This is a genomic window from Salinibacterium sp., from assembly GCF_031364185.1.
Taxonomy (GTDB): Bacteria; Actinomycetota; Actinomycetes; order Actinomycetales; family Microbacteriaceae; genus Rhodoglobus.
In genome coordinates this window covers 1-6,770 of the sequence record NZ_JANLVV010000167.1, presented here as the reverse complement: position 1 = coordinate 6,770, position 6,770 = coordinate 1, and the positions used below count along the sequence as shown (strand labels likewise).

Below are 6,770 nucleotides of genomic sequence, written 5' to 3'. Positions count from 1 at the left end.
ACAGTAGTTCGCCGACCCACGCCAGCAAGACCTGCAGTAGCAAGAGCTCCCCGACTGGCGCTGGCCTACCATGGGGCCATGGAACAAAGTGAATTCATTCGTCTGATCGCAGAAATTCTCGAAGTCGACGCCGATACGGTAACGGCGGAGAGTTTACTCGACGATCTCGACTGGGATTCCATGTCTAATCTGTCATTCATCGCCGAGCTCGACGACACCTTCGGCATCACCGTGACGAGCGATGAGCTCGCCAATGCGTCGACGGTCGCCGATCTGTTCGCGCTGACAACGCGTGGCGGAGCCTGAGATCGTTACTGACTTTCTCGGCCTGGGCGGGCGCACGGCTCTCGTCACGGGGGCGTCATCGGGCATCGGCCGGGCTGTCGCGTTGCAGGCAAGCCGCCAGGGCATGAGGGTGGCCCTCGTCGGCAGAGTCGAGCACTCGCTGCGCGAAGTTGAGGGTAACCTCCACGGAACTGGGCACCTGGTGGTGCCGTTCGATCTCACCGACCTGGAGGGCATCCAGGGCATGGTAGCGAACGTGCGTGACTACCTCGGGCCTCTCGACGCGCTGGTGCATTCCGCCGGCGCTCACTCCGTGACTCCATTGCGAACCGTGAAGCCGGCCGCAGCCGAGTCCCTGCTTACCCTCAACGTCACAACGGCAATCATGTTGTCCAAAGCGTTCCGTGCCAAGACCGTTCACACCGCTGATGCCAGTCTTGTGCTGCTCTCTTCAGTCGCGGCACTCGCTGGGCAGCCCGCCGCGAGCCTGTATTCCGCCACCAAGGGAGCGATCACCGCGCTGAGCCGCTCGTTGGCAGTGGAACTCGCGCGGGACGGAATTCGGGTGAATTCGGTGGCACCGGGCATCGTTGATACCCCGCTCACAGAGGTCATGCGCGCCGAACTCGGATCTGCAGGCTTCGAGCGTGTAGTTGCGGCCCATCCGCTGGGGCTCGGCACCCCCGATGACGTTGCGGCCGCCGTCCTGTACCTGATCTCGCCTGTTTCTCGATGGGTCACTGGTTCGACTCTGGTCATCGACGGCGGCTACACAGCGCAGTAGGCTATACCGGCCTAGAGTGACACCATGAAGGCGCGAATTCGGGCAGTCGAGAGTTACCTCCCAGCGAAGATCCTGACGAACGAGGATCTCGCGGCCGAGTTCCCCGAGTGGACGGTCGAGAAAATCTCAGCGAAGACTGGGATCTCTCGCAGGCACATCGCCAGCGACGACGAATTCTCCTCTCACCTGGCCATCGGAGCCGGAAGGGCGCTTTTTGACGCCCATAACATCAGCCCGGAATCGATCAAATACCTCATCGTCTGCACACAGAGCCCCGATTTTTACATGCCGACGACGGCGTGCCTGGTTCAAGATGGACTCGGCATCCCCATCACAGCTGGCGCGACCGACATCACCCTCGGCTGCTCCGGCTACGTGTATGCATTGGGGCTGGCGAAGGGGCTCATCGAATCCGGCCAGGTGGAAAATGTTCTGGTCATCACCGCAGACACCTACAGCAAGTTCATCAATCCGTTAGACAAGTCCGTGCGCACGATCTTCGGCGACGGAGCGGCAGCGACACTCGTCGAAGCAACGGAGGGGCCGGAAGCGCTGGTCGGCTTCACCTACGGCTCTAACGGCGCTGGAGGCAAGAACCTCATCGTGCCTCACGGCGGGCTCCGGTCGGGCGAGGACATTGCCCCGAAAGCATCTATGGCCACTCGTGGTTTGACCGAGAGCGGATATGACCTGTTCATGGACGGGCCCGAAATCTTCTCATTCACGATCGATATCGTCCCTGCGTCAGTCGACGAGATCCTGGCCAAGGCCGGCGTCGGCTTTGACGACATCGACCTGTTCGTCTTCCACCAGGCCAACGCGTTCATGCTCGAGCACTTGCGCAAGAAGCTTGGAATACCCAAAGAGAAGTTTTTTGTGGCCCTGGAGGAATCGGGCAATACCGTCTCGTCGACAATTCCTATCGCGCTCACTGAAGCTGTGCGACGCGGCGAGCTCGCTCCCGGCATGCGGGTCATGATGCTGGGTTTCGGTGTGGGCCTCTCCTGGGGCGGTCTCGTCGCGACCTGGTGATAGTCACCGCGCTAATCTAAGTGCTGCTCAACAACAATGTCGCACGACACGGATGTCGTACGTCTCCGCTCAGCCCGCGCCCACAGCGGGTTCCATTCCCGAAATTGATAGGCTCGGCCCGATGAAACGCATCTGGACCACTCTGAGTGACTTCCTGCCGCTCCTCCCTGCGGGAGCACGGCGTTTCTACGTTGGCTACATGATCGTCACGAGCTTGCTCACCATCCTGGATGTCGCGGCGATGGCCATTCTCGCTTTAGTAATCACGCCCGCGGTCACGGGGGGCGATCCGAACCTCCCGGTGATCGGCAAGATTCCGGCCGAGTACACACCATGGCTCGTGCTGACGGCCTGCCTGCTGATCATTCTCAAGAGCCTGCTGAATGTTGGCATGCACTGGGTGGCCACGAAGCGATTCGCCGCATACGAGTTCGAAATCGGCAAACGACTATTCTCGGCATATATCCACTCGAGCTGGGAGCAGCGTTCCAAGCGCACGGTGGCCGAGATCACCAGAATCGCAGACGCGGGCATTGCAAATGCGGTAGCAGGGTTCATCCTCCCGCTCGCTCTCGTACCGAGCATGTTGACGACTTTCGTGTTGATCCTCGCCGTGCTCTTTGTCGCCGACCCAATCACGTCAGTGATAGCGATGGTCTATCTCGGCCTTGTCGCCCTTCTCGTGAATAAGTTGGTCATTCGCCGTGCCCTCGAGGCCGGTCAGGTTAACCGCGACTACAGCTATCGAGTGGCCATCCTGATGACTGAGATGGTGGATGCTCTGAAAGAACTCAGTCTGCGTAACCGCCTCGACAATGTCGCTGGCATCGTCGCGCAGAACCGGTTCCATGCGATCCGGGCTCGACGCAACGGCTCTTTCCTCAGCATCCTCCCCGGATTCGCCTTCGAGGCGGCGCTCATCGGCGGCCTCCTGCTCATCGGCGGCGCTGCATACGCTACCTCCGACCTCCAGGGGGCCATTGCGTCGGTCGCGCTCTTCGCTGCCACAGGCTTCCGCCTGATCCCGGCACTCAACGGCGTTCAGGGTGCGCTTGTGCAGGCCACGGCGTCGACCCCCGGCGCCCTCGACGTCATCAACGACATGCGCGACTCCGAAGCCAACCTCGGGGTCACCGCAGTAAGGGCCGACTCCGGCACCATCCCCGACAACCCACATACGCTCACCCTCGACCATCTTGAGTTTCGCTACCCGGGCTCCGGTGAGAACGTGCTCAAGGGTCTTTCTCTTAAAATCCCGCTCGGCAGTTCCCTGGGAATCGTGGGGCCCTCCGGCGCAGGCAAATCCACTCTTATCGATCTGCTGCTCGGGCTCAGCGTGCCCACTCATGGAACGATCGCTGTGGATGGCCACGAGCTCACCACAGTGATCCGCGCGTGGCGTGACCGGGTCGGCTACGTGCCCCAACGCGTCGCACTGTTCGACGGAACGATCGCCCAGAACGTCGCCCTCACCTGGGACGAAGACTATGACCGTGACCGTGTTCGTATTGCACTGGAGAAGGCTCGTCTGACCCAGCTCATCGACTCCCGCGAGTTCGGCATTGACTCGAAGATCGGCGAGCGCGGACTGTCACTGTCAGGGGGTCAGCAGCAGCGTCTCGGTATCGCTCGAGCTCTGTACTCCGATCCGCTCGTGCTGGTGCTGGACGAGGCCACGAGCTCACTTGACACCAAGACAGAGGATGAGGTGACGCAGGCTATCCGAGGGCTGCAGGGGGAACTCACACTCATTTCCGTCGCACACCGTCTCTCGACGATCAAGGACTACGATCGCGTGTGTTATCTCGAGGACGGCCGCATACTCGGCATTGGCACGTTCTCGGAGGTTGCGCTCGCGATTCCCGCATTTGGCGAGCAGGTCGCTCTCGCGGGGCTCGCCGCCGAGGCCGGATTGCGCACCGTCGTGCTTGACAAGCCGACCGTCGAAGGATGACATTCAGCATTCGCACATGGCTGGCCGACCGTCATGGTCTTCCTTCGTGGGTCAATCGGGCGATCGACCAGGTTGCAGACCGCCCGAATGGCGTCATTGGCCGACTCGCTGCGTTGCGCTATGGTCACACCCCCCGCGGTGTGTCGGTACCCACAAGCACGTTCCGTACCGCGCAAAAAAGGTTATTGATCGCGCCGGTTAATTACTCCGGTCAGGCGCGCGAGTGGGGCAAGGCAGTTGAGCGCTCGTGTGCCGACATCGCCGCGACGACGATGGCGATCAACGTGCCCGGTGGCTTTTCATTTGAGGCCGATCTCGTGGTACCGGTGCCGACCTACCAAAACGACACACACTGGCAGCAGCACCAATTCGACGCGGTGGCCGCGAACGCGACCCATGTGCTCATTGAAGCGCTGGAGCCGCCGTTCGGGCGCGCGTTCGGGCGCGACGTGGAGCGTCAAACTCGTGCCCTGCTCGACCGAGGTGTGTCCGTAGCGATGATGTGTCACGGCACCGAGATCCGACTCCCCAGCCGGCACGTCCAGACGACTGCGTGGTCGTTGTATAACGATCCCGCCGTATACACACCAAGGCTGGAGCAGGTCGCGCAGCGCAACAGCAGAATCTTAGAACGCCTCAGAGTTCCGGTTTTCGTCTCCACCCCCGACCTCCTTATTGACGTTCCCACTGGTGCGTGGTGTCCGGTGGTGGTCGATCGAGCTCGATGGGAGATGGGTGGCGTCCGCGAGCGCTCCGACGGACCCGTGCGTGCATTCCACGCACCGTCGATCTCGGTGCACAAGGGCACACCGCTCATCATCGACACCCTCACACGATTGCAGCAGGAAGGTGTTATCGAGTACCGGGAGGCCGAGCGCATCCCCTCGGCGTCCATGCCTGCCAAGTACGCGCAGACTGACATCTTCCTCGACCAATTCCGCGCGGGAAGCTATGGGGTTGCTGCCTGCGAGGCGATGGCCGCAGGCTGCACAGTCGTCGGTCACGTGACCGACCACGTGCGTGATCATGTTCTGAAGAGCACCGGGCTCCGCCTTCCGATCATCGAAGCGGATCCCTCGACCATCGAGGCGGTACTACGCGCACTTGCCGACGACCAGATTCGGCGCGACTCTTCTTCGGAAGAGGGGCGGAAGTTCGTCGCAGCGGTGCACGATGGTCGGATGAGCGCGCGAGTTCTGTCAGACCGTTGGCTCGCGTCGGCAGGGGCTGGAGAATTGTGATTGACAATACCGTGATCGCCAAGGCGTGGAATCTTTTGCCAGCCTTTGTCAGCGATCCTGTGGCCGCCACGATCGACCGAGTGCAGGGCGTGCAGGTGCCACTTACACCGCGCGTCGACCAGTCCCATCCGGTCCGGGTCTTTATCGGCCCCGTCAACTACGCCGGACAGGCCTATCGATGGGGGCGTGCCATGGAGCAAAACCCAGGCGTCGTCTCCCGCAACATGGTGGGCGCGGAGAATAACCTTTTCGGATATCCCGCAGACCTCGCCGTACGGTGGAGGACGATGACCCACTCGCGATCCTGGCGACGGGAGTTCCTCAACACGCTGGTCACCGGCTACACGCACATCATGGTGGAGGCAGAAATGCCGCTGCTCGGCGGCGCGTATGGGCAGGACGTCCGCAAGCAGGTGCAGGCCCTGCGCGATCGAGGTCTCACGGTAGGGATGATTGCCCACGGAACCGATATCCGCCTGCCAAGTCGTCATCGCGAGCTGGAGCCCTGGTCGCACTACCGTGACGACGAATGGGCGCCGGTCGTGCACATCGAGAGAGTAGTGCAGAGGAACCTCGACATGCTCGCCGATATCGGCGCTCCAACCTTTGTCTCGACCGCCGGCCTGTTGATCGACGTGCCGTATGCGCATTTGCTTCCGGTAGTCATCGATCCGGAGTTCTGGGCCAACGATGAGGTGACTCTCGCACGGGAGCGCCCTCGAGTGCTCCACATCCCGTCAAATCCGATCACCAAGGGAACTCTCCTCATCGATCCGGCGATGAGGGGTCTCGACGACGAGGGGCTCATCGAGTACATCCAGCCGCCCGGCCTTACGCAGGGTCAGATGCCTGCTCTCTATGCTGTGGCCGACATCGTGCTCGATCAGTTCCGTGCCGCCGACTACGGTGTCGGCGCGTGCGAGTCCATGGCCGCAGGCAGACTCGTTGTGTCGCACGTCTCTGAACAGGTTCGCGATGTGGTTCGCACCGAGTCCGGCGTCGACCTCCCCATCGTCGAGGCGACCGTTGACACGCTTGATGAGGTACTGCGCGACGTGCTCACACGCCGCGGGCACTATCGAGAGGTTGCCGCCCGGGGTCCCGAGTTCGTTCGCAGACTGCACGATGGGCGCCACGCGAGGGCTTCCCTCGAGCGCCACTTCCTCTTCACGGACCGGTAGTCCTGTGCGTGTGACGATCGTGAGCCGTATTTACCTCCCCGAACCTTCCGCAGCCTCGTTCGCACTCGACGCCATCGCACGACGGTTGACCGCGGCTGGCCACGAGGTCGACGTGGTGACGACACAGTGGCCAAAGGCTACAGGGGCACCAATTGACTCGATGAATGTGTATCGATTTCCCGTGCTCCGAGACAGCCGCGGGTACGTTCGGGGATATCTCCCGTACCTGAGCTTCGACGTGCCGCTATTCTTCAGGCTTCTCTTGCGTCGACGTGCAGACGTCTATTTGGTCG

General features: G+C 61.8%; 6 protein-coding genes and 1 pseudogene. All 7 read left to right on the top strand.

Annotated elements, in window-relative coordinates:
• Window positions 1-78 precede the first annotated feature (78 nt).
• Window positions 79-306 (top strand): phosphopantetheine-binding protein, encoded by a 228-nt coding sequence (locus RMN95_RS07530; protein WP_309616320.1) that lies wholly within the window; start codon window positions 79-81, stop codon window positions 304-306.
• Window positions 293-1,069 (top strand): SDR family oxidoreductase, encoded by a 777-nt coding sequence (locus RMN95_RS07525; protein WP_309616319.1) that lies wholly within the window; start codon window positions 293-295, stop codon window positions 1,067-1,069. Before RMN95_RS07530 ends, RMN95_RS07525 begins: the two co-directional genes overlap by 14 nt.
• A 24-nt stretch (window positions 1,070-1,093) precedes the next feature.
• Complete coding sequence (locus RMN95_RS07520; RefSeq protein WP_309616318.1) at window positions 1,094-2,101, top strand: ketoacyl-ACP synthase III; 1,008 nt, start codon at window positions 1,094-1,096, stop codon at window positions 2,099-2,101.
• 121 nt (window positions 2,102-2,222) lie between these two features.
• Window positions 2,223-4,055, top strand: a complete 1,833-nt coding sequence (locus tag RMN95_RS07515) for an ABC transporter ATP-binding protein (protein ID WP_309616317.1) — start codon at window positions 2,223-2,225, stop codon at window positions 4,053-4,055.
• Entirely contained in the window at window positions 4,052-5,296 is a 1,245-nt protein-coding gene (locus RMN95_RS07510; protein ID WP_309616316.1) for a hypothetical protein, read from the top strand. The genes RMN95_RS07515 and RMN95_RS07510 overlap by 4 nt, the downstream gene beginning before the upstream one ends.
• Window positions 5,293-6,477 (top strand): hypothetical protein, encoded by a 1,185-nt coding sequence (locus RMN95_RS07505; protein WP_309616315.1) that lies wholly within the window; start codon window positions 5,293-5,295, stop codon window positions 6,475-6,477. Before RMN95_RS07510 ends, RMN95_RS07505 begins: the two co-directional genes overlap by 4 nt.
• A 10-nt stretch (window positions 6,478-6,487) precedes the next feature.
• Window positions 6,488-6,770 (top strand): annotated as a pseudogene (locus RMN95_RS07500) (glycosyltransferase); the annotation flags it as partial.